This is a genomic window from Photorhabdus hainanensis, from assembly GCF_018448965.1.
GTDB classification, from domain to species: Bacteria; Pseudomonadota; Gammaproteobacteria; order Enterobacterales; family Enterobacteriaceae; genus Photorhabdus; species Photorhabdus akhurstii.
This window is the reverse complement of the sequence record NZ_RCWD01000007.1, coordinates 149,436-171,054: the sequence shown is the minus strand read 5'-3', so window position 1 is coordinate 171,054 and position 21,619 is coordinate 149,436. Positions and strand designations below refer to the sequence as shown.

The 21,619-nt window shown below is 42.6% G+C and carries 15 protein-coding genes and 1 pseudogene; 10 read left to right on the top strand and 6 right to left on the bottom strand.

What is annotated here, in order from left to right:
• The first annotated feature begins 340 nt into the window (after positions 1–340).
• Together EAE92_RS06690 and EAE92_RS06685 are read left to right on the top strand one after the other, a co-directional pair.
• Complete coding sequence (locus EAE92_RS06690; protein ID WP_214067512.1) at positions 341–1,294, top strand: methyltransferase; 954 nt, start codon at positions 341–343, stop codon at positions 1,292–1,294.
• Positions 1,295–1,951: 657 nt separating this feature from the next.
• Positions 1,952–2,908, top strand: a complete 957-nt coding sequence (locus EAE92_RS06685; RefSeq protein ID WP_214067511.1) for a methyltransferase — start codon at positions 1,952–1,954, stop codon at positions 2,906–2,908.
• A 252-nt stretch (positions 2,909–3,160) separates the two neighbouring features.
• Here the strand turns inward: EAE92_RS06685 and fdoI are convergent, their stop codons facing one another.
• The 3 genes from fdoI to fdnG are packed head-to-tail and all read right to left on the bottom strand — an operon-like array spanning position 3,161 to position 7,787.
• Positions 3,161–3,802 (bottom strand): formate dehydrogenase cytochrome b556 subunit, encoded by a 642-nt coding sequence (gene fdoI / locus EAE92_RS06680; protein ID WP_214067510.1) that lies wholly within the window; start codon positions 3,800–3,802, stop codon positions 3,161–3,163.
• On the bottom strand, positions 3,799–4,728 hold the full coding sequence (fdxH, locus tag EAE92_RS06675) for a formate dehydrogenase subunit beta (protein WP_214067509.1): 930 nt from the start codon (positions 4,726–4,728) through the stop codon (positions 3,799–3,801). The genes fdoI and fdxH overlap by 4 nt, the downstream gene beginning before the upstream one ends.
• An 11-nt stretch (positions 4,729–4,739) precedes the next feature.
• The gene (fdnG, locus tag EAE92_RS06670) at positions 4,740–7,787 is read right to left on the bottom strand and encodes a formate dehydrogenase-N subunit alpha (RefSeq protein WP_214067508.1); all 3,048 of its coding nucleotides are present in this window, start codon (positions 7,785–7,787) and stop codon (positions 4,740–4,742) included.
• 180 nt (positions 7,788–7,967) lie between these two features.
• Between fdnG and fdhD the strand changes: the two genes are divergently transcribed.
• Entirely contained in the window at positions 7,968–8,798 is an 831-nt protein-coding gene (fdhD, locus tag EAE92_RS06665; RefSeq protein WP_214067507.1) for a formate dehydrogenase accessory sulfurtransferase FdhD, read from the top strand.
• An 88-nt stretch (positions 8,799–8,886) separates the two neighbouring features.
• On the opposite strand, the gene EAE92_RS06660 is transcribed toward fdhD, so the two are convergent.
• Positions 8,887–9,666, bottom strand: a complete 780-nt coding sequence (locus EAE92_RS06660) for a transferase (protein ID WP_214067506.1) — start codon at positions 9,664–9,666, stop codon at positions 8,887–8,889.
• An 807-nt stretch (positions 9,667–10,473) separates the two neighbouring features.
• On the opposite strand from EAE92_RS06660, the gene EAE92_RS06655 reads away from it, so the two are divergent.
• Both EAE92_RS06655 and EAE92_RS06650 read left to right on the top strand, forming a co-directional pair.
• The gene (locus tag EAE92_RS06655; RefSeq protein WP_214067505.1) at positions 10,474–11,394 is read left to right on the top strand and encodes a carbohydrate kinase family protein; all 921 of its coding nucleotides are present in this window, start codon (positions 10,474–10,476) and stop codon (positions 11,392–11,394) included.
• A gap of 47 nt (positions 11,395–11,441) precedes the next feature.
• Positions 11,442–12,659, top strand: a complete 1,218-nt coding sequence (locus EAE92_RS06650) for an MFS transporter (RefSeq protein WP_214067504.1) — start codon at positions 11,442–11,444, stop codon at positions 12,657–12,659.
• Here EAE92_RS06650 and EAE92_RS06645 read toward each other — a convergent pair.
• On the bottom strand, positions 12,656–13,321 hold the full coding sequence (locus EAE92_RS06645) for a helix-turn-helix transcriptional regulator (RefSeq protein ID WP_214067503.1): 666 nt from the start codon (positions 13,319–13,321) through the stop codon (positions 12,656–12,658). The genes EAE92_RS06650 and EAE92_RS06645 overlap by 4 nt on opposite strands.
• A gap of 94 nt (positions 13,322–13,415) precedes the next feature.
• Between EAE92_RS06645 and EAE92_RS06640 the strand changes: the two genes are divergently transcribed.
• Together EAE92_RS06640 and fic are read left to right on the top strand one after the other, a co-directional pair.
• On the top strand, positions 13,416–14,831 hold the full coding sequence (locus EAE92_RS06640; RefSeq protein ID WP_214067502.1) for an MFS transporter: 1,416 nt from the start codon (positions 13,416–13,418) through the stop codon (positions 14,829–14,831).
• A gap of 218 nt (positions 14,832–15,049) precedes the next feature.
• On the top strand, positions 15,050–16,159 hold the full coding sequence (gene fic, locus EAE92_RS06635) for a protein adenylyltransferase Fic (RefSeq protein WP_214067501.1): 1,110 nt from the start codon (positions 15,050–15,052) through the stop codon (positions 16,157–16,159).
• Here the strand turns inward: fic and EAE92_RS25370 are convergent.
• Positions 16,156–16,310, bottom strand: a pseudogene (locus EAE92_RS25370) (IS982 family transposase); the annotation flags it as partial. The gene fic and the pseudogene EAE92_RS25370 sit on opposite strands and share 4 nt — an antisense overlap.
• A 701-nt stretch (positions 16,311–17,011) precedes the next feature.
• On the opposite strand from EAE92_RS25370, the gene mads1 reads away from it, so the two are divergent.
• The 3 genes from mads1 to EAE92_RS06620 all read left to right on the top strand — a co-directional run bounded on the left by mads1 (position 17,012) and on the right by EAE92_RS06620 (position 21,324).
• Positions 17,012–17,209 carry a methylation-associated defense system helix-turn-helix domain-containing protein MAD1 gene (gene mads1 / locus EAE92_RS06630; RefSeq protein ID WP_214067500.1) on the top strand — a complete coding sequence of 66 codons (198 nt, stop codon included), beginning with the start codon at positions 17,012–17,014 and terminating at the stop codon, positions 17,207–17,209.
• A 78-nt stretch (positions 17,210–17,287) separates the two neighbouring features.
• Positions 17,288–18,085, top strand: a complete 798-nt coding sequence (locus EAE92_RS06625; protein WP_214067499.1) for a hypothetical protein — start codon at positions 17,288–17,290, stop codon at positions 18,083–18,085.
• A complete protein-coding gene (locus EAE92_RS06620; protein ID WP_214067498.1) occupies positions 18,082–21,324 on the top strand; it encodes a DEAD/DEAH box helicase in 3,243 nt (1,080 codons plus the stop codon). The genes EAE92_RS06625 and EAE92_RS06620 overlap by 4 nt, the downstream gene beginning before the upstream one ends.
• The last annotated feature ends 295 nt before the right edge of the window (positions 21,325–21,619 follow it).

Sequence of the window (21,619 nt, the reverse complement as noted above, 5' to 3'; positions counted from 1 at the left end):
TGAAATAAACTCATGAATAGAAATGCCTTTTTGGAATTGAATCTGATTTTTAGCCATTTTCATTTACCTCCACACAGACTTATTTTAAGTATACGCCTATGGGAGCTGAATTTAAGTGATAATCAGGTAATAATTTACGCCTAGAAATGGATAATTAAGGTTAGTTAACTTGTTGTAAAATAAGGGGAATGAAAATTTATTATTTCATTGGGAAAAGGTAACAAAACTAATAATCGCAATTTGGTGAAGATATGTTGTTAAAATACTTAATCAATCATCACGGTATTTCTTGGGTTTTATATAAAATACTTCATTTCTTTATGATATAAAGGATAACGCTATGCTAATCGAACTTATTACATCATGTAGAAAATCAACCGCAATTTATGCTTTTGTTGATATGGGCTTGTCTGTTCACTTTAAAGGTGGAGCCTGCGTAAATATTAGCGAAATTTCCCGTCAATATGGTCTTGATCATGCTCGCTTTAGCCGGTTATGTGAATATTTAATCAAAATAGGGGTATTGGTTAACAGCGGTGAAGGAGTTGCACTTTCTGAGGAGTGCAGTGCGCTTGCAGACCCGGAAAGTATGGAATCATTAATGATAAGGTGCGAAGTTAGCCCAGAATTCTGGAACGCTTGGTCAATGTATTCAAAATCCTTATCTGAGAATAATAGTAAAACGGCATTTGAAATAGCGCATGGAAAACCATTTTTTGAATATTTGGACAATCATGAGTTGTTCAGATCAAATTTTGATTCTTTTATGTCAAAAAATTCGGACAAAATAATAGATAAAATACTCGATATTTATGATTTTAGTCAATACAACAGAATATTAGATGTTGGAGGGGGAGAAGGAAAGCTTTTGATAAGAATGAATGAAAAAGTAAAAGGAAAACATTATGCTGTACTGGACAGGTATAATGAAACCCCTGTTTTAGAAGATATTGAATTTATAAATGGAGATTTTTTTAAATTAGTTCCATCTGGTTATGATTTATATATTTTAAAAAATATTATCCATAATTGGTCTGATAATAATGCAGTATTAATTTTGCAGAGCTGTAGAAAAGCTATGGATGATAATGCAACTGTTTTGTTGATAAGCACAGTGAAGAAACCACGATTAGAAATAATTGACTCTACGGATATATTAATGGATGTGTTATTATTAGGAAAAGAGCGTTATTTGAATGAATTAGAAGATTTAGCTCACCAGGCAGGATTTATCGTTAAAGGTATTAAAGAGATAAATGAGAAATATTCAATTATAGAACTAGGGGTAAAATAAATTACAGATAATCATGGAGCTACATAAAGATAGTTATATGGATATTGTGTCACTGAAAATAGGCATAACAAGTATGGCATCAAAATATTTGATGTCATATTTTTATCTTACCTTATAAAAATATATGGATGTTTAATATGTAATTTAGATATTTAGAATGAATGCAATTTTCATAAATATTATATTTTTAATATTGGAATTAATTAGTAATAGGTAGGGTATCACTACCTTTCATTGATGATCTTTAGGGAGGAATTTATTGATGTTTCTTTTCCTATTGTTGAAATAGCACACTTAAGAAATACCTGTAATTTTTCAGGTTTTATAATTATCATTTCTTTTATAAATGAATGTAAATTGAAATATATACATTACGTTATTTTCTGCTATTTAATTTTTAATGGTTATGAGAACAGTTAATTGTGATCTTTGTCATTTCTTTTTATCAAATTTAATATAATCTGATAGTTAACGCTTTACGCTCAAAAATGCGGAAGTAGGATGAATTGAATCTTTGCATAAAAAGATAACAAAGCTAATAATTACATTTTAATTCAAATGGGGTGTCAGGATATCCAATTTATCATCATGGTATTTTTTGGATTTTTGATAAGATATTTAATTTCTTAATAATATATAGATATAAAGGATAGCTCAATGCTAACTGAACTAATTGCATCAAATAGAAGATCAGCTGCAATTCATGCTTTTGTTGATACCGGATTATCTACTCACTTTAAAGATGGAATTTATGTCGATATAAGCGAGCTTTCCCGTAAATCTGGTGTTAATTATGCTCGGTTTAGTCGATTATGTGATTTCTTAGTTGAAATGGGGGTGTTGGTTAGCAAAGATAATAAATTCAGGCTTTCTGATAAGTGCCAAGTGTTTGCCGATCCTGAAAGTTTTGAGACATTCATGATAAAGCTTGAGATTTGCTCATATTACGGTGACGCTTGGTTAATGTATGGAAAATCCTTATTTGAAGATGATGGCAAATCGGCATTTGAAATGGCACATGGAAAGCCATTCTTTGAATATTTGGATGGTAACAAATTTCTTAAATCAAATTTTGATGCTTTAATGACAAGAGTTTCAAATTTAATCGTTGAGGAGTTACTTGGTATTTATGATTTTAATCAGCACAATAGAATATTAGATGTTGGCGGAGGAGAAGGGGAGCTTTTAGCAAGAATCAGTGAAAAGGTAAAAGGAAAACATTACGCTGTATTGGATAGATATAATGAACTTCCCGTTTCTGACAATATAGAGTTTATCAATGGAAATTTTCTAAAGTCAATTCCATCCGGTTATGATTTGTATATTTTAAAAAATGTTCTCCATAATTGGTCCGATAGTGACTCAATACTTATTTTGGAAAATTTCCGCAAAGCAATGGATAAAAATTCATCTCTATTATTGATAAATATGGTGAAAGAGCCAGAATTTTCTAGATCTTTCGATATATTAATGGATATGTTATTTTTAGGGAAAGAACGTAGTTCTGCTGAATTCGAATATCTGGCTAACCAAGCTGGACTTGTCGTTCAAGAGAATAAAATTGTAGATCAATCATATTCACCATATTCATTTATCAAACTACGAATAAAATAAATTGTAGGAACTACAGATTATTCCCAGAGAAGGTTATATAAAATAAAGCATCAAATTTTTTGATGCTTTATTTTATATCAAAGAAATATATGGATTAAAATAGAAAATGAATTGAATTTAAAAATCGATGATAAAAAATAATTTAAATAGAAATGCCATGCTTGATATTTAATCATTTCTTGCATTATTCACACTTAATCAACAATAAGCAGGATATAATTATCCTGCTTTGATGATTATATTCGAAACGCATTAACGTTTCTCTTCTTGTTGTTCCTGTTTCATCACTTCACGATACCAACGTGGGTGATGTTTCTTCGCCCAACCACGGGTTACCCAACCTTCAATCATTGCCCGGAGAGATCCTTTCACCCAGAATGCCGCATAAGCGTGAACCATAATCGTCAAGATTAAACCAATAGCTGACATTGAATGGATTAGAAGCGCAATTCGAATTATTGGAATAGAGAAGAGATCAGCAAAATAGGGGCGCCAAATAACAACACCACTGACAGCGAGTAATATCAGGCAAATACTGATAGACCAGTAGACTCCTTTCTGACCTAAGTTATATTGGCCAATATCGCCCGCTTCCTCATTTTTCATAATCTTATGGATGTTTTTCAGCCATACAATGTCATCTTTGTCGATAAAGTTATGTTTAAAATATCTGAAAAACATAAAGATAAATAAAATAAACATCGCTGAACCGACAAATGGATGCAAAATCCGTGACAATTGCGGCGTACCGAAGATATTCATCAGCCAGTTAAACGAGGGGAAAAAGAATCCTAATCCACTAATGGCGGTAAATAGAAAACAAAAAACTACCGCCCAGTGGTTTACTCGCTCAACCGGTGAGTGACGGATAATAATATCTTTCCTGCCTTTCATCGCGGTTCCTCCCCATTGGCTGATTGCTGTGAAGGCTCGGTATCACGACGCGCATTTTCTTCGTCTTCTTCCGTTACCCGGTTCGGACCAATACCCACATAATGGAAGAGGCTGGCAGCGAATGTGGCTGCAAATCCCACCGCGGCCAGCGGTTTCCAAATACCTTTCCAGAAGGTGACGGTCGGGCTAATAGCGGGATTCTCCGGTAGGCCATGATATAGCTGTGGTTTGTTAGCATGGTGCAGTACATACATCACATGGGTACCCCCAACACCATCAGGATCGTATAAACCCGCATTCTCATAACCGCGGCCTTTCAACTCACTCACCCGTTCAGCCGCTAAATCCTTCATGGCTTTTTTACTGCCAAAATGGATTGCGCCGGTCGGACAGGTTTTCACGCAGGCAGGTTCCTGACCGACATTCACGCGATCAACGCAGAGAGTGCATTTATATACCCGGTTATCTTCTTTGTTGAGTCGTGGCACATTGAATGGACAACCGGCGATACAGTAGCCACAGCCGATGCAGTGTTCCGACTGGAAATCAACAATTCCATTGGCATACTGAATGATCGCCCCTTCTGCTGGACAAGCCTTCAAGCAACCGGGATCAGCACAGTGCATACAACCATCTTTACGAATCAACCATTCCAGTTTGCCGTTCTCTTCAACCTCTGAGAAGCGCATCACGGTCCATGATTTGGCGGTTAAATCAGCCGGGTTATCATAAACACCAACGTTATAACCGATCTCATCACGGATATCGTTCCACTCAGAACAGGCCACCTGACAAGCTTTACAACCGATACAGGTTGTCACATCAATCAGTTTCGCAACGCCCTCCTGGTCATCCCGCACCCGTGGCGCAGGAGTAAAAGAATTTGTGGCAGAGCGGCGAATGATGTCTTGAGTTTGCAATGACATAATTTTTCCCTTTACACTTTTTCCACATTAACCAAGAACGCTTTGAATTCAGGCGTTTGTGTGTTCGCATCACCAACAAATGGTGTCAAGGTATTGGCAATAAAACCTTTCTTCGCAGCCCCTTCAAAGCCCCAATGAATCGGAATACCGATAGTATCCACTTCACGACCATGTACATTCAGGGTACGGATACGTTTGGTGACAACCGCTTTCGCTTTGATATAACCGCGATTAGAGCTAACTTTGACGGTATCACCGTGCTTGATGCCTTTCTTTTCTGCCAGTTTTTCACCGATTTCCACAAACTGTTCAGGTTGGATAATCGAGTTCAACAATGCGTGTTTTGTCCAATAGTGGAAATGTTCTGTCAAACGGTAAGTGGTTCCCACATAAGGGAATTTATCTGCCTTACCCATTGCTTCAAAGTCGCTTTTGAACACTCGGGCAGCCGGGTTGGATACCACATTCGGATGCAATGGATTGGTTCCCAACGGCGTTTCAAAGGGTTCATAGTGTTCAGGGAATGGCCCTTCCGCCATCTTATCAATAGCAAACAGACGCGCCATACCTTCCGGTTGCATGATAAATGGACCAACATCCGTTTCCGGCGCAGCCACACTGTAATCAGCAGTATCGACGCCACCCCACTTAATACCATCCCACGTCAGTAACTGACGTTTCTCATCCCAAGGTTTGCCCTGCGGATCAGCCGATGCGCGATTGTACAAAATACGACGATTTAACGGCCATGCCCATGCCCAACCGAGAGTATTGCCTAATCCTGACGGATCGGCGTTATCACGACGGGCCATCTGGTTACCTTCCGGCGTCCAGCTTCCGGCAAAGATCCAACAACCACTAGCGGTAGTACCATCATCACGTAGCTGCGCAAAAGAGGTTAATTGCTGACCTTGTTTCACTATGACGTTGCCATCAGCATCAATCAGATCAATCAGCGCCCGGCCATTACTCTCTTGGGCCACTTCTTCCGATGTAGGGCTGTCCGGGTTGAAGTAATTCCAGGTCATGCTCAGCAGCGGCTCTGGTGATGCGCCACCTTCCGCACGGTACATATCCCGTATGCGTTTGAAGATACCGGAGAGGATCTCTCCATCGCCAATGGCTTCTCCCGGCGCATCCGCACCTTTCCAGTGCCATTGCAACCAGCGACCAGAGTTAACAATTGAACCGTTTTCCTCTGCGAAGCAGCAGCATGGCAGGCGGAAAACTTCGGTTTGAATTTTGGATGAATCGACATCGTTAAATTCACCGTGGTTCTGCCAGAAAGTTGATGTTTCAGTATTAAGCGGATCGATAGTGATCAGGAATTTCAGTTTCGACAGGGCGTCAACAACTTTGTTTTTATTCGGAAAAGAAGCTACCGGGTTAAAGCCCTGGCAAATATAGCCATTGACTTCACCTTTCGACATCATGTTAAAAAATTGCAGGACGTCATAACTTTTGTCCCACTTCGGCAGCCAATCAAAACCCCAGTCGTTATCTTTGCGGGCATTATCACCGTAGAAACTCTTCATCAGGCTGATAAAGAATTTTGGGTAGTTCCCCCAATAGTTAACTTGACCCGGCCTTAATGGTTTGGGGGTATTTGCCTTGAGATAAGTTTGTAGATCGGCCTGTTTCTCTGAGGGAAGTGTCAGATATCCCGGCAAGCTTTGCGACAACAACCCCAAATCAGTCAATCCCTGAATATTCGAGTGACCACGCAATGCATTAACACCGCCACCTGCCATACCCATGTTGCCCAATAGCAGTTGGATCATCGCCATAGTTCGAATGTTCTGTGCACCCACTGAGTGTTGAGTCCAACCCAGTGCGTACAGGAAAGAAGCGGTCTTATCCTTAACACAAGTCTCTGCAATATATTCGCAGACTTTCAGGAAATCCTCTTTTGGCGTACCGCAAATATCACTGACGACATCGGGCGTATAACGGCTAACGTGCTCTTTTAACAAATTCCATACACAATGTGGGTGCTTAAGCGTGATATCACGTTGAGCAAAGCCGTTTTCATCCAGTGCATAGTTCCAACTGGTTTTGTCGTATTGACGTTTTTCTGCGTCATAACCACTGAACAGACCATCATTGAACGAATAATCTTCACGCACGATCAGACTGGCGTTGGTATACGCCTCAACATATTCATGGTTAATCTTATTGTTGGTTAGCAGGTATAAGATTACACCTGACAAGAAAGCAATATCGGTACCAGAACGGATTGGAGTATAGAAATCCGCTACAGATGCTGTACGGGTAAAACGTGGATCAATCACAATTAACTTAGCGTTATTATGGATTTTGGCTTCCATTGCCCAACGGAATCCCACAGGATGCGCTTCGGCAGCGTTACCACCCATAACGACGATCAGATTCGCGTTCTTAATATCAACCCAGTGGTTGGTCATCGCACCGCGACCAAATGTTGGAGCAAGACTTGCTACCGTTGGTCCGTGTCAGACACGTGCTTGGTTGTCTACGGCGAGCATGCCGAGAGCGCGACTAAATTTTTGCGACAGATAACCTGTTTCGTTACTGGAAGCCGATGCACACAGCATGCCGGTCGTCAGCCAGCGATTGACTGTCACGCCTTCTTGATTGGTTTTAATGAAATTGGCGTCACGGTCTGCTTTCATTAACTTAGCGATGCGATCAAATGCCTCATCCCAAGTAATACGTTGCCATTTGTCAGAACCCGCTGCGCGATATTCCGGGTATTTCAGGCGGCTTTCGCTATGGATAAAATCAACTAGGCCAGCCCCTTTAGGACAAAGCGCGCCGCGGTTTACCGGATGATCAGGATCACCTTCAATATGGAAAATAGTTGCTTTCGCGTTTTTTGCGCCATCGCCAAGGCTGTACATCAACAGCCCACAACCGACAGAGCAGTACGTACAGGTATTTCGGGTTTCACGCGCACGCAACAATTTATAGTTACGTGTTTGTGCAAGGGCTGCGGCTGGCGCAAAGCCCAACGCGGCTACCGTTGTACCCGCCATACCGCCAGCGCAGATCTTAAAGAACTGCCTTCTGCTGACTTGCATGGGAATCTCCTCACTCACATTGTCTTAAACAGTATCCATTCCATCATGGGAAAAATTTTGAATGTGTTCTTTTTTATTAAAACCACTTTCCGTAGTGGGATCAGATTTATTGCCTGACAAATAGTATAGACTCTTTTTTCACACGATTATTATGTCGTAACACTATTAGGAACTCATCTAATGTATAACGTAAAATCAGGGAAATTGTTACCATTTGGTGTGATCAAGGGGGCAACACGAACGAACGTACAACAAAAGCACCATCTTGATACATTAAAAGCTGATTGGATTGCAGAAGAAGTTCCTGTTGCTTTAGTTTACAACGGTATTTCACATGTCGTAATGATGGCAAGCCCTAAAGATCTCGAATATTTTGCTATTGGGTTTTCGCTTTCCGAAGGCATTATTGAATCTCAACACGAGATTCGCGGCATTGATATTATCGCTCATTGTAATGGCGGTATTGAGTTGCAAATCGAACTTTCTAGCCGCCGGTTTGCGAGTTTGAAAGAGCGCAGACGTAATCTGGCTGGACGAACAGGCTGTGGCATCTGTGGAACAGAACAACTTTCTGATGTTTTTCGCCCGATTTCCCCGTTGCCTTTTACTCAAACCTTTTCGTTAAGCCAGCTTGATCACGCCCTCTCTCAACTGACCAACGTTCAGGATGTCGGGGCATTAACAGGTTGCACTCATGCGGCAAGTTGGATTGATCCGGAAGGTAAATTATTGGGGGGATGTGAGGATGTAGGTCGTCACGTTGCACTGGATAAAATGCTAGGCATGAAGGCGAAAACAGGCTGGCAGCAAGGCGCTGTTTTGGTATCCAGCCGTGCCAGTTATGAGATGGTACAAAAATCAGCCGTTTGTGGTGTTGAGATTCTGTTTGCGGTTTCAGCAGCAACTTCATTAGCTGTAGAAATTGCTGACCGATGTCATTTAACCTTGGTTGGTTTTTGTAAACCCGGTAAAGCGACTATTTATACCCATGCTGAGAGATTAATACGTTAAACGAGCATAAAAATAGGCACATCAAGAACACCCGTATTTCCTACTGTGATTAATATGAAAAGTTTATTTTCATATTAATCAACCGAGGTTATCGCAATAATTCTGAATCATGCAAGTTGTGAAACATCCATAGGTTGGGTTCAATGTAATAACCCATTTGTTGTTGTATATCCACCATCAGCGGTACTAAGCCACTCGGAATAATATACTGACCACTTTCGGGGAATTTCATTCCTAGCCATTCCTGCCATTTATCAAGTGTGGCATCTATATGCATTGAGTGCATAGCCGGTCGAATAATCTTCGCTCCCAGACGCCAGTGTACCCGAATCCAAGGATCAAAAGGTTCATTGTTATCATTTTTCCATCCACAGTATCGTACAAAATCTTGCAATGGATAGTGTTTTTTCAACGTCGGCCTTACGGGAACAACTAATGCTTTAAACCCTGCCTCAATAGCCGTTTGCTTTAAGCTGCCAATAAGCAATTCCGGTATATTCTTGCCACGAAATTCAGGTGCTACCGTTACTGATAATGCCGACAATATTTTTGTGACTGTTTTTCCACGAGCAAGCATGCCTCTGCGAAAAACTTCATCCCAACCATTATCCGGCAGTTGCTCCAATGGATCGCCTTCCCAAGGGAAAGGTACCGAATTGGCCGCACCAATTAATTTCTGCTCTTCCCCTTGTTGCAAAATAGCAACTTTCTGAAAATGGCTGAAATCTGGCTCAAATAATTCATCCCATTGCTCCTCTATTGAAGAATGCTGCATGAATAAAGGCCAGTTTTTATGGAAAATTTCATCAGAAGCACTCTTTAAATCAGGTCGTTGTTTTGCTGACTGAATAATAATGTTTGTTTTCAAAATAGAATTTCCTATAAAAGTAATTTTCAGGGTTGATAAATAATTTGTTAATTAATAATCCAGTTATATAGAACAGCAATAAAACTTATGATTATAAATAGATAAATAATGATGACTAATAACCAACTAAATAAACTTTATATTTATGTTCAATGGGTTAGGTTTCTATTTATCATGATACGTTTGATTTGTGTATCAAGAATATAGAGATTATGAAAATCTATCTTATACCGATAGCACAACAATGAAAATACAATATGGTCGATTCATGGTTTATCCCAATAGAGCTATTTTATTTGTCGTTACTTGTCATAAATGCGCTAATATTTTCGCCGAATAAATAATTTTTACTAATATTAGGACATTTTGCCTTTTCATTATTTTGGGTTGTCTTCATGGGGCTAATTTCATGAATTCATCAACTTTTTCCAGCAGTTTCCATATATTTTAACAATAATAATTACGTGTTACTGTTTCATACAGAATTGGTCTGAATGGTAGCAAAGGTGGTTTTCTGGGCACTAAGCAATATCTTTAATCGCTGAAATAAGGGAAACGATAGGAATCATAGACTGTTTAATTAAAGATAGATATTTATGCCTGATAGAGTGAATGCGCAATCACATTGGGATCACATAATTAATACAAGCTGGCTTTTATTGAACCTGATCAATGTTAAACTGTAAGTGTTTCTTATATATTTGAATCCAGAAATAATTGTTGCAAGTTTCCTTCCCTAGGCTATTTACCCGTTTTTTTCAATTTAATGGCGTTATGGTTTTTGGGGCCAATAAAAAGGAGAGCCTGATGAGGGATTTATTACCAATTACTGTAATTGGTGCGGCGGCGGGAGATATTGTTCTTAGTTTACCGAAGCTTCCTCGCAGTGGGGAAGATCAGGAGGCTAAAGAAATTGATCGGCAGATTGGCGGTTCTGGTTTTAATGTTGCTCGGGCCTTAGTCCGCCTGCAAATTCCTGTGATCAATGGCATACCAGTTGGTAACGGATACTGGGGTAGGCAGGTCGCCAAAGAGATGCAAGCCCTTGGGCTTGAGGCTGCATTGACCCATTCCTATCTTGATAATGGTTGGTGTTTGGCGATGGTTGAACCGGATGGTGAAAGAAGTTTTGTCTCCGTAAGTGGTTGTGAAGTTGACTGGAATAGGGCAATGCTCTCTTCTTTGGCTTTGCCAGAAAAGGGATATATCTACTCCAGCGGTTATGTCATGGCAGGTGAATCAACGGCGATTTTATGTGACTGGTTACTGGCGTCACCATCTGGGCAGACGTTATTGCTGGATTTTGGCCCACGTTTACCAGAAATAGATCCTACTTTCCTTGATGCATTACCTGCTGACCGGACCATTCTGACACTGAGTCGTAATGAAGTTGCCATATTGTGTGGGGAAGGCGATCCTGTTGTTCAAGCTAGCCGTTATTCCAGTAAAAGAAAAATCACGATTATTTGTCGGTTAGGTTCACAGGGTACGTGGATATGCCTGCCTGATCATGACCCAGAATATGTCGCTGCTTATAAAGTAAAAGTCGTGGATACCATCGGCGCTGGTGATGCTCATAGTAGTGGCATGCTTGCAGGTTTGTCGCGGGGAATGTCGTTAAGAGATGCTGTTGAGCTTGGCAATCGTGTTGCTGCCATTGTTGTTAACCGTACTGGTGCTGCGGGCGCACCAACAATCAAAGAACTAGAGGAGTTTGTGTTTGAATAATTATTTCCAGACACTACGCCTCCTAGGCTTTAAGGGGCATAGTTAAAATGAGTGCATTACTTCCAGGTTGGAAAAGTAAAACGGCTTTATTTTTATCAGCTCAAACCATTTCTCTACTGGGGTCTTCCATTGTCCAGTTCTCTATCGTCTGGTATATCACCTTAAATACGTCATCGGGAGAAATGCTGGCTATTTCGGTACTCTGTGCATTTCTTCCTCAGGTATTGATCTCCTTATTTGCTGGTGTCTGGGCGGATACTTATAGCCGTAAGTTGCTCAGTATTGCCTCTGATGCAGCAATTGCATTAGTCACTCTTGGTTTAGCTATCTCTTTTATGCTCGGATTTAAGAGCATTGAGTTGTTATTTGTCGCGTTGATTGTCCGCTCATTCGGGACGGGCATCCAGATGCCGGCTGTTAGTGCTATTATTCCTCAACTTGTGCCGAAAGAGAAATTATTGCGGGTCAATGGTATTAATACGTCTCTGACTTCACTGATGATGTTGGCATCTCCTGCTATTGGCGGCTTTTTATATTCTCAAACTTCAATTGAAAATATTTTCTTGGTGGACGTAACGACTGCCATTATCGGCATCAGTATTGTTGCGTTTATTCCTATTCCTAAAATTGCTTCTGATTCCATGCCGGATAATAAATTTCAGGCAATCTTAGCGGGTTTTCGTTATCTGCAAGAGAATAAATTAATCAGAAATCTTTTGATTTTTCTGATTTGTGTCTGCTTTCTGATTAGTCCGGCTGCATTTCTGACACCTTTATTAGTTAATCGGACATTTGGGGAAGAGCCGTGGCGTTTAGCCGTTAATGAAATGACATTTAGTGCCGGCGCGGTTTTAGGTGGATTGCTGATTTCTTTCTGGAGTGAATATAAAAATAAAATGCGTATAACGGCGATAGCTTGCGCCTTTTTTGGCATATTTATGATCGCTCTTGGTAATGCCTATTGGTTCCCACTTTATCTAGTAATCAATGTCTTTTTAGGTGTGGTAACACCTTGTTTTAACGCACCAATAACCGCGGTTTTTCAGGAAAGAGTCGAACCTGAGATGATGGGTAGGGTATTTAGTTTAGTTCAGATTGCTCTGTCCTGCTCTCTGCCATTAGGTATGGTGCTGTTTGGCCCCATTGCTGACTATATTAGTATTCAATCTCTTTTAATGGTATCTGGTGGATTGATATTACTGACTGGCGCGCTGTTTTTTATGTTTAACGGAGAAGGCAGCAGAGAAAGTAGCAGAGCAGTTTAATCAGGCTTGATGTTGCCAGTTATGCGATAAGCGCAGCGCCGTGAATTGGTAAGTATATACTCCACGCGTTCTACCTGAGCCTGGAGTATATCTCGAAATACGTTGAGTTCAGCGCGGCAAAAACCTTGGCAAGCGGTAGCGGCAGCACAAATTGGGCAATGATTTTCTACCAGCAAAATAGCGCCATCTTCGGTAGGTGACCACTGAGCCATGTAACCTTCACGGCATCGTATGGCAACCAGCCGTTCAACTCGCTCTTGTAGACTGGCTGCGCCATTCATTGCTTGTTGATAATTAATACGGGTTTCCTGCTCGCGGGTATCAATTAATAGATCTACTACTTTCTCACCTAACTGTTTGCGGATAGTGTCGAGTAATTGTACTGTCAATTCAGCATGCGCATCTGGGAAATGATTATGACCTGTGGCTGTCAGATGCCAAAGTTGTATTGGACGACCAACGCCTCGTGCTTCCGCGATAGCTTCCACTAGCCCTTCCTTAGCTAACTTCACAAACTGTTGCCGGGCAGCCTCCCCGGTTGTACCTAGTATTTTTCCGGCGTCGGAAGCTTGTTGAGGACCACGGGTTTTCAATAACATCAGTAACCTTTCACCTACTGATTGAGTCATATTTGTGCTATTTTCAAAGCTTTTTCTTGACATAATCCCTTTCCTCACCTTAATTTATTCCAAGATAATTCTTGTTTAATTTAACGTAAGACTCATATTAACTCAATGCTAATGCAGGATAATGACTGTGATAACAAATGATGAAAGCCGCTGGAGCGATTTGTTCTCCGGTAAAAATGCGGCCAGCGCCTTGGTTTTATCGCTAGGCGTTGCGTTACATGCGATTAATATCTTAATTGCCACCACTATCTTACCTTCGGTTGTACAGGATATTGGGGGCTTGAACCTTTATGCTTGGAATACGACGCTGTTCGTCGTTGCTTCTATTATTGGTTCAGTATTATCTGCGTGTCTGCTTAATGCACAAGGGGCACGTAATGCTTATCTGATTGCTGCGCTGTTGTTCTTCTTTGGCAGCTTGTTATGTGCACTTGCTCCAACAATGGGGGTGATGCTTATCGGGCGAACTGTTCAAGGCTTTGGCGGTGGACTGCTGTTCGCACTCTCCTATGCCATGATCAATCTGGTATTTGAACAGGCGCTTTGGCCGCGGGCGATGGCTCTGATATCCGGTATGTGGGGAGTTGCGACGTTAGTTGGCCCTGCTGTAGGTGGTGTTTTTGCTGAGATGCATGCTTGGCGTTACGCCTTTGGCATCATGCTGCCAATAATGTTGCTGTATGCGGTCTTCACTTGTTTAACTTTGCCAAAAGGTAAACTTCAGGAGCGGAATAAAACAGCGTTACCCTTAGTACAGCTAGTTTTATTGGCGGGAGCTGTATTGATGGTTTCTGCTGGCAGTGTATCCGAAAGTGTGAAGCTGAATTTTGCAGGCATTATGCTGGCATTAGTATTAATAATATTGCTAATTTGTCACGAACGACGTTCTGTCATACGTCTATTGCCTCATGGCGCATTGCACTGGGGATCACCTCATGCTGTGTTATTTGCCACAATTTCATTATTGGTGGTAGGCATGACTAGCGAAGTGTTTGTTCCGTATTTCCTGCAAATATTGCATGGTCAGTCACCGCTAATTTCTGGTTATATGGCTGCGGCAATGGCAGCCGGTTGGACAATTGCGGAGATAATCAGCGCCGGTTGGCGTGGAGCGGGTATTCGCCGGGCAATTATCATTGGGCCGATATTGGTATTAATCGGTATGCTGATTTTGTCGTTGATATTATCACAGCCCTCAGTTGGACATTGGCAAGTGATGACACCCATTGTGATTGCACTGACTTTGGTGGGATTTGGTATCGGTTTTGGCTGGCCCCATTTGCTCACTCGCATATTACAGGTCTCGTCAGATAGAGATAAAGATATTGCTGGCGCTTCAATTACAACAGTGCAGCTATTCGCTACTGCTTTTGGAGCCGCGTTGGCGGGAATGGTGGTGAACCTTTCAGGATTTAATGAACCGGGCGGTGTAATGGGGACAGCTTCCGCTGCATACTGGTTATTCCTGCTATTTGCTATTGCACCCTTGCTGGCGCTGTTTACCGCGTGGAGAGCGGCGAAGATTAGGTTGGTGGCTGAGTAGTTCTGTTTTATGGTGTGAGGGATGGATTATGATATCGACGTTTGTTGATAACACGTCGATATTTTTTGTCTTTTCGACGCACGATTTCCATATGTCGATATGATCGACATATCGCCAACACGTGTCGAAATTTTTCGATTTTATCGACATGAGATCTTCACGTGTCGATGCCGTCAACATATACTCGCAACGTGTCGAAAAAAATAGGAAATATAAACATGACATGGCAGCCCGATGCGCCTTTTAATGCTATTCCCTTATTGCCGCCAGCCATAAAGGTGATGGAGTCCATTGCGGTACTAAAAGCCTGTATACCTGCCAGAGCTGCACTGGCTGCGCTTAAGCAAGCTGGTGAATTGTTGCCTAATCAGGGATTACTCATTAACTTGTTGCCATTGCTGGAAGCAAAAGACAGCTCAGAAATCGAAAATATTGTTACTACTTCAGACAAACTGTTCCAATATGCACAAGAAGACAGTCTGGCTGATCCTGCAACGAAAGAAGCACTACGCTACCGCACCGCACTTTATGAAGGGTTTATACAATTAACTCGGCGGCCATTATGCACCAATACAGCTATTGAAGTTTGTAGCCGACTAAAAGCTGTTGATATGAATATTCGCAAAGTTCCCGGTACAACGCTTAGTAATCAGGCAACGGGTGAAATTATTTATACACCGCCAGAAGGGGAATCTCAGATACGTGATTTACTTAGCAATTGGGAACAATTTCTTCATGCAGAAGATGGAATCGATCCATTAATCAAAATGGCCATTGCTCACTACCAGTTTGAAGCTATTCATCCGTTTACTGATGGTAATGGACGTACTGGCCGTATCATTAATATTCTCTATCTTATTGAACAACAGCTTTTGACGCTGCCAATTCTCTATTTAAGTCGCTACATCGTACAACATAAGAGTGATTATTATCGGTTGCTCACTCAGGTCACTGCCGCCGGTAAATGGGAAGAGTGGATTATCTATATGTTAACCGCAGTGGAGCAAACCGCTAAATGGACTACGGATAAAATTGCTGCGGTAAGAGAACTGATTGAACACACCAGCGAGTATATAAAACAAAGCCTGCCTAAAATTTACAGCCATGAGCTGGTGCAGGTGATATTTGAACAACCTTATTGCCGTATTAGTAATTTGGTTGAGTGTGATATTGCTAAGCGTCAAACTGCTTCGGTCTATTTAAAACAGTTGTGTGATATTGGAGTATTACGAGAAATTCAGGCTGGGAAAGAGAAGCTATTTGTTCACCCTAAACTGGTGCAGTTAATGACCAAGGATAGTAATAAATTGAGTTATTACACAGTCTAAGAAGCATGTAAATTCAGGTTCGGCTTTTCAGTTGGAAGGTGTAAGTAATTAATCCCGACACAATCTCCAACAAAAAGCTGAGTAGATTACGATGCTTTAAGTGTTTTATCTGGGAAATATTTTTAAGCTGGTCAACGACCTTTTCTATCAAAAGCAGCTAATAAACATCACCCTGGTTTTTGTAGAGAAACCGCCAAGAATGAAGTACACCCCAAACATATGCAGTAATGAAATTATATGAGACCTTATGGCATTCAAGAGCCCGTCTAAATACGGGCTCTTGAACAGTCTTGGAACGTTTGAGCTGAATCTGAATATTGACTTATGGTCTATATGCTTTGATTTTACTATGTTTTTGTTAATCCATTTTTCGATTAACTACACCCTTAAGTACACCGTAAATAAACGCTATGCTAAATATACTGATTAATTGAACAACGCAGAGCGACGACTGCTCCCAAATTGTATTCCCATTGAGTAGCTCAATATCATGTTCAACGATTATGCCAATGACTGCACGGAGCAAGCGTGAGCATCATATGTCCTGCATGATCCAATGGTACTCGCTATGTCGGATTTGTAAGCCTTTAATTAACAGCACACACTAGGCTTTTTTCAGTATGTGGAGCTTGGAGGGGAGGCGAGGATTCCCGAAGTGAGTGTTGAAAGATGCGATACAGGTAGCGTATGGCGCTTTAGCGCCGAGAGAGTGACGGTGTAGTAGAGAACCTAATCTATTCCTTCTTATTCCTGCTTAATCATGCCAAATCCATTTGATTTTAATTTACATTTTGTGGTTCATATGTAAGCATTCAATACTATCCTCATTCTCCCCAACTTTTGGTGCTGCTAGTGATTACAGACCGTTGGTTATCTGTCGAAGAAATAGCTGAATATCTTGGCGTCAGCAAAGACACAGTGTATGCATGGATCAACAAGAAAGCCATGCCAGCACACAGAATAGGCCGGTTCTGGAAGTTTAAGACAGAAGAGATTGATCTTTGGGTAAGGTCAGGTGGAGCCTCGGACGACAGCAAGGAAGAGAAATAATATGCCGTTAAATGAAGCAGATACTTGTCGTATTTATGTGAAACCCAAGATCAAATCGTTTAAAGGAGAGCTGGTGTAATGGCTATGCCTGTACCGTTGCTTGCCTACGATACTGGCGTGCCGCCTGTCGTTGCTCATGGTTTGTCTTATGACGATGGGCAAGTGAGCGAAATTCTGGCCGGGCCAGTTAAGGATATTTTGCAGGATACGGCGGGCAATGATGAGCTATTGGAGTTGTTGGGGAGTGTTGTAAGCACCGAGTTTGAGCAAGAAGGACTTCGTGCGCTGCTTGCCGATGATATGGTACCCAATAATTGGCGTGTGGGCGAAGCCATTGCGGAAGCCTTTGTGGCTGATAAAGGAAGTTGTGTTTTTCCTTGGCCAACTGGGCGCGATCTTAAGAATCCGAATGCTAGTCCAGCCGGTTGTGATTTAACAGGCTTTCAGCCTGTGGATGACGAGGAATTCCCCTATCGCTTTGCCTTTGGTGAAGTCAAGACCTCTGAGCATAACCAATCGCCACCCAGTGTTATGACTAGTTTGGGTGGCCAGCTTCAAGGATTACGCGATAATCGCCAGGTGAAAGATGCGCTTTGCCGTTATTTGGGGCATCATGCTGCGCGAGCAGATTGGGAACCAATGTTTAAAAGTGCAGCCAAGCGCTATCTAAGCTCTAATACTACTGATGTCGCAGTCTATGGTATTTTGGTGCGCGATATTGCGCCAAATGCTTTGGATATTTCTGGCCGCGCAAGGGTGCTGGCTACTGATTGTCCGGTGCAGACCAATATTGAAATGTACGCCTTATATCTCCCTCTTAACGCAATTAGTACGCTATCTGAGCTTGCTCAAACCTCCATGCAGGAGGCGTCATGACACTTTCGCAAGAGCATTTAATACAGGTCGATCAGCATTGGGCTGTACAATCCATTAGCGACAAATTGCGTGTTCAGGCAATGGAAATGGCTGAGTTGCGTTTGGTTGATGTTGCTTTAGGCAATTTGCTTGATCATCTTCAGGTTGACTTTGATACAGATTTGCTAGAGCGGGTGGCAACAGCATATGAGCTGGCAGCTATCGAAGGTATCGATGCATTGCTGTATCCAGTAGCAAATCAAGACAATAAGAATCTCCGTGAAGTTGCGCAGGCTGGGGCATACCGGGCATTTGGCTTCTACCGCATATTGCCAATACCTCGTGATAATGAGGCGAGGCTATTCCATGTCTTGCATGTTGCTGGGTTGGCTTACTGTGGCGAGCGCTGGACAGATTTACGTCGCTGGTTTGAAGAGCAACATGATGCATTAGTCGTCCCTAGTGTAGCCGGTGTACCGTGGGATAAGCGCCTACTATATAGTATTTTTAATTGCTGGCTTCGTTTGCTACGCAAGAATCGTTGGGACGACCTCGATCAGGTTTCTGAGATTGTACTTGGTCTTCGCAATGACCAGGCCAACTATGAGAAAGTGTTGCTAGAACAAACTCAAGGTGCTGAAGCCCAGTCTATCGCCATGCGTTTGGTGGCACTCTATCACTGGGCTAAAGCGACCGAAAGATTGGCTGTGTATATGCTTCAGGGAGAGCCTGTAGCTATAGATGTTCAGCTGGATCAACACTTCGAGGCGGCACAAAAAGCAGCTCAAGCATCTAAAGATCTACAACTTGAGATGATTTTGCGTTGGTTGCATGTCACCAGTAGGAAAATGGTGGCAGGTTCTTTGTGGTGGGTGGCTCATACAGTAAATTCCCGTGTGACACGTTTTGTTTCTCATGTAACCAAACACAGGAGCTTTTTCGAGTTGTTGCCCCCACAAAGGGCTGCGCTTCAAGAACAAGGCTTATTGGATCAGGCAAGCAGAGCGGTGATTGTGGATCTGCCCACATCGGGTGGAAAGACGGCACTTGCCCAGTTCCGAATGTTACAGGCTCTCAATCAGTTTGATCAGGATGACGGTTGGGTAGCTTATGTTGCGCCAACTCGTGCGCTTGTCTCTCAAATCACTCGACGTCTTCGCGAGGACTTCGGTCCTATTGGTATACATGTAGAACCTTTAACCGGTGCCGTGGAAGTAGATGCTTTTGAAGAGGAGTTGTTAGGTGAGGCTCGTGCATTCCAGGTATTGGTTGCGACGCCTGAAAAACTTCAGCTGGTCATGAGAAACAAAAAGGTTGCTCGACCGATGGCGCTCGTTGTGATGGATGAAGCTCACAATATCGAAGACGAATCACGAGGATTGAGAATAGAGCTGCTATTGGCCACAATTAAGCAAGAATCGTCTCGGGCCAATTTCTTATTGTTGATGCCTTTTGTACCCAACGCTGATGACCTTGCTCAATGGTTGGCCGCTGATCGTGGACGAAGTATTAGTTTAGGGACTTCAGCATGGCAGCCGAACGAACGAATTGTGGGCCTTTTCGACATTCACAAAGGTGAAAAGCGGGGTGATTGGCATTTAAGCTTTGAGACACTCACAACGACTCAACGAACGATTCACCTAAAAGGGACTCATTGTGTTGATGGGAATCGTCCATTGCAAAAGCTGACATACTCAAATGCTAAAGGATTGGCAACGCAAGCTGTAGCAATGGCCAAGGTTTTCTCTAAGCGTGGTACGAGTATCGCTGTCGCTCAAAAAATTTCAGATACCTGGAGTATCGCACGCAAGGTTGCAGCAGAACTCGACCCTTATGTGCAGATTCCCGATGATATTAAGCTTGTACAGCGTTTTCTGGCGACAGAGATCAGTGAGGATTTTGAGTTGATAGAGATGCTCTCTAAGGGCGTCGTAGTTCATCATGCTGGTTTGCCTGCTGAAGCACTTTCTCTAATTGAATGGCTTACAGAGGCGGGGCATATCCGTGTTATGTGCGCTACAACAACGATTGCGCAGGGACTCAATTTCCCCGTTTCTTCGGTGTTTTTAGCAACCCGGAAACTTCCTTATGGCAATGAGATGTCGCACCGCGCATTTTGGAATTTGGCTGGGCGCGCGGGACGCATTGGTCATGACAGCGTTGGTGTTGTTGGTATTGCTGCCGGTGCCAAGCCTAACGAGATCCGTCAGTACGTCAGTGATGCCACAGCATCTCTTGTATCTCGACTTGAAGGGATGCTCGATGAGCTTCAGGCTACAGGCAAGTTGGTAGATTTATCGATAGTCATTCAGGAAGAACAATGGGCAGATTTTCGAAGTTATATTGCCCACCTTTGGAACGAGAAGCGCAATCTCGACGCAGTAATTGGGGAAGCTGAACAACTGTTACGTAATACTTACGGATTTGGTTCTCTTCGTGCAAAAGCTGATCAAGCGTCACAGGAAAAAGCAGATGCTCTGCTAGAAGCAACCAAAGGATATGTGCGTAAGCTCGCGGAGCATCCAGAGAACGCTTCCCTTGCCGATGTAACAGGTTTTTCGCCCGAGGGGGTTCGCTCTACATTGCTGGATTTGAATAATCTTGAGAACAAACTGACTCACGCAGATTGGGAGCCGACTAGCTTGTTTGGCGACAAGGCGCAATCCGTTTTACCTAGCTTGATGGGCATCATGATGCGAGTTCCGCAGCTGCAAGACGGATTAAGAGAGATCAGTAAGGGGGAAGGCAATAGCCATAGGAAACTAGCGGACATCACTCAAGCGTGGGTGACGGGTGGGTCTATTGAATCCATCGCTAAAACCTACTTTGAGGGCGACACTCTTACGGATCAGATCTCGAAAGCTTGTAGGGCTGTGTATAGAGACCTCGCCAACAACGGCGCTTGGGGCCTTTCAGCGCTGAGCAAAATGCCCACGTCAGGGCTCGATTTTGAGAATATGACAGATGAGGAAAAACGCAGATTAAACAATCTACCGGCTATGCTTTATCACGGTGTAAGAACGGAAGAGGCAGTCTTGATGCGTATGAATAGCGTGCCTAGAAGCATTGCCGAACGTGCAGGCGAAGATTTCAAGGTGCATGCGGAAGTCGGCGCTGACATGGTGTTATCACCCCGTAAAGCGGGTGAGTATCTGAAATCTCTCAATACAGAAGACTGGGCTCGCTTGAGACCTGAGAATTCGGCGCTATCTGGTGAGGATTATCTCAAAGTCTGGAAACGACTTTCTGGTGAACCGTAATTTCGTACACGAGTTCGTAGAGAGTCGTGCTGCTGCTTCTATGATCGTGGCTTGTTTCTGACTGGAGTGTCCATCAAGGACACTCCAGTCGTTGGTAAATGGGATGGCTGTCCGGGTAAGTCACTTATAGGTATGGCGAGACCAGATCGGCCGAGAGCGTTAAAAATTCTGTGTCATTCCAGTAATCAGAAAACTGACGCTATACTGAATATGTCACTTAATTGAGAAACACAGCGTGATCATCGAGTCCGGATTGTACGTTTATCGAACAACTCTGTTTCATACTCTGCAATGA

Coding starts and splice junctions, on each gene's coding strand:
- EAE92_RS06655 (WP_214067505.1), top strand. CDS start 10,474: ATGAGGGATTTATTACCAATTACTGTAATTGGTGCGGCGGCGGGAGAT.
- fdhD (WP_214067507.1), top strand. CDS start 7,968: ATGTATAACGTAAAATCAGGGAAATTGTTACCATTTGGTGTGATCAAG.
- EAE92_RS06645 (WP_214067503.1), bottom strand. CDS start 13,321: ATGTCAAGAAAAAGCTTTGAAAATAGCACAAATATGACTCAATCAGTA.
- EAE92_RS06620 (WP_214067498.1), top strand. CDS start 18,082: ATGACACTTTCGCAAGAGCATTTAATACAGGTCGATCAGCATTGGGCT.
- fic (WP_214067501.1), top strand. CDS start 15,050: ATGACATGGCAGCCCGATGCGCCTTTTAATGCTATTCCCTTATTGCCG.
- EAE92_RS06650 (WP_214067504.1), top strand. CDS start 11,442: ATGAGTGCATTACTTCCAGGTTGGAAAAGTAAAACGGCTTTATTTTTA.
- EAE92_RS06685 (WP_214067511.1), top strand. CDS start 1,952: ATGCTAACTGAACTAATTGCATCAAATAGAAGATCAGCTGCAATTCAT.
- EAE92_RS06690 (WP_214067512.1), top strand. CDS start 341: ATGCTAATCGAACTTATTACATCATGTAGAAAATCAACCGCAATTTAT.
- EAE92_RS06625 (WP_214067499.1), top strand. CDS start 17,288: ATGGCTATGCCTGTACCGTTGCTTGCCTACGATACTGGCGTGCCGCCT.
- fdxH (WP_214067509.1), bottom strand. CDS start 4,728: ATGTCATTGCAAACTCAAGACATCATTCGCCGCTCTGCCACAAATTCT.
- fdoI (WP_214067510.1), bottom strand. CDS start 3,802: ATGAAAGGCAGGAAAGATATTATTATCCGTCACTCACCGGTTGAGCGA.